The organism is Microbispora sp. CSR-4 (genome assembly GCF_008033685.1).
In the GTDB taxonomy this organism is placed as follows: domain Bacteria; phylum Actinomycetota; class Actinomycetes; order Streptosporangiales; family Streptosporangiaceae; genus Microbispora.
Genome location: NZ_VJVX01000164.1, coordinates 1 through 1,420 on the forward strand (window position 1 = coordinate 1; position 1,420 = coordinate 1,420).

The window sequence follows — 1,420 nt, forward strand, 5'->3', positions numbered from 1 at the left end:
GAGGTGCACTGCCTGCTCGGGCAGAACGGGGCCGGGAAGTCCACGCTGATCAAGATCTTGTCGGGTGCGCATGCGCCGGATGAGGGGGAGGTGCTGCTGGACGGCTCGCCCGTGCGGCTGGCGCCGCCGACCGCGGCGATGGGGCATGGCATCGCGACGATCTATCAGGAGCTCGACCTGGTGGACGGGTTGAGCGTGTCGGAGAACATCTTCTTGGGTCATGAGCCGGCGCGGCTGGGGTTTTCGCGGCGGGGTGAGGCCGATCGGGCGGCGGCGCAGTTGCTGGGCCGGTTGGGGCATGGGGAGATCCGGCCGCGGACCGAGGTGGGCCGGTTGTCGCCGGCGCACAAGCAGATCGTGAGCATGGCGCGGGCGTTGTCGCATTCGGCCCGGTTGATCATCATGGACGAGCCGTCGGCGGCGTTGGCCCATGACGAGGTGGCCAATCTGTTCCGGGTGATCCGTGATCTCACCTCGCAGGGGGTGGCGGTGATCTACATCTCCCATCGTTTGGAGGAGATCCGGGAGATCGGGGATCGGGTCACGGTGTTGAAGGACGGGCGGACGGTCGCGGTGGGGTTGTCGGCCAAGGACACTCCGACCGGGCAGATCGTGGCGTTGATGACGGGCCGGAATGTGGAGTATGTGTTCCCGCCGCGGCCGGGCCGGGATGTCCATGAGGGGCGGCCGGAGGTGCTGCGGGTGGAGGGGCTGACGCTGCCGGGCCGGTTCGCGGATGTGTCGTTCAGTGTGCGGGCGGGGGAGATCGTCGGGCTGGCGGGGCTGGTCGGGTCGGGTCGTAGTGAGATCGTCGAGGCGATCTACGGGGCGCGGCGGGCGAGCGGCCGGGTGGTGCTGGATGGCCGGGTGGTGCGTGGGGGCAGCACGACGCGGGCGGTGCGGATGGGGATGGGCCTGGCGCCGGAGGAGCGTAAGGCGCAGGCGTTGCTGCTGGATCATCCGGTGGCGCAGAACATCACGCTGGCGAGTTTGAGCCGGTACACCAGGCCGCGGTGGCTGGGGTGGCTGGATCGGCGGGCGGAGCTGGCCGAGGCGACGCGGTTGGCGCAGGCGCTGGATATTCGTCCGCCGGATCCGCGGCGTCCGGTGCGGACGTTGTCGGGGGGCAACCAGCAGAAGGCGGTGCTGGGGCGGTGGCTGGCCGAGGACCGCAAGTTGTTGTTGCTGGACGAGCCGACGCGTGGGGTGGATGTCGGGGCGCGGGCGGAGTTGTACGCGTTGGTGCGCCGGCTGGCCGATGACGGCATCGGGGTGGTGCTGGTGTCCAGTGAGGTGCCCGAGGTGCTGGGGCTGGCCGATCGGGTGCTGGTGGTGCGTGAGGGCCGGATCGTGCACGAGGCCCCGGCCGAGGACCTGGACGAACACCGCGTGCTCGACCTCGTGATGGTCTCCACCGAAC

The 1,420-nt window shown here is 70.1% G+C and carries 1 protein-coding gene; it reads left to right on the forward strand.

Translation table 11 applies throughout. The annotated features are described in order from the left end of the window. The coding region (locus FLV34_RS39225; protein ID WP_147945579.1) for a sugar ABC transporter ATP-binding protein at window positions 1-1,420 on the forward strand (1,420 nt) is incomplete at both ends.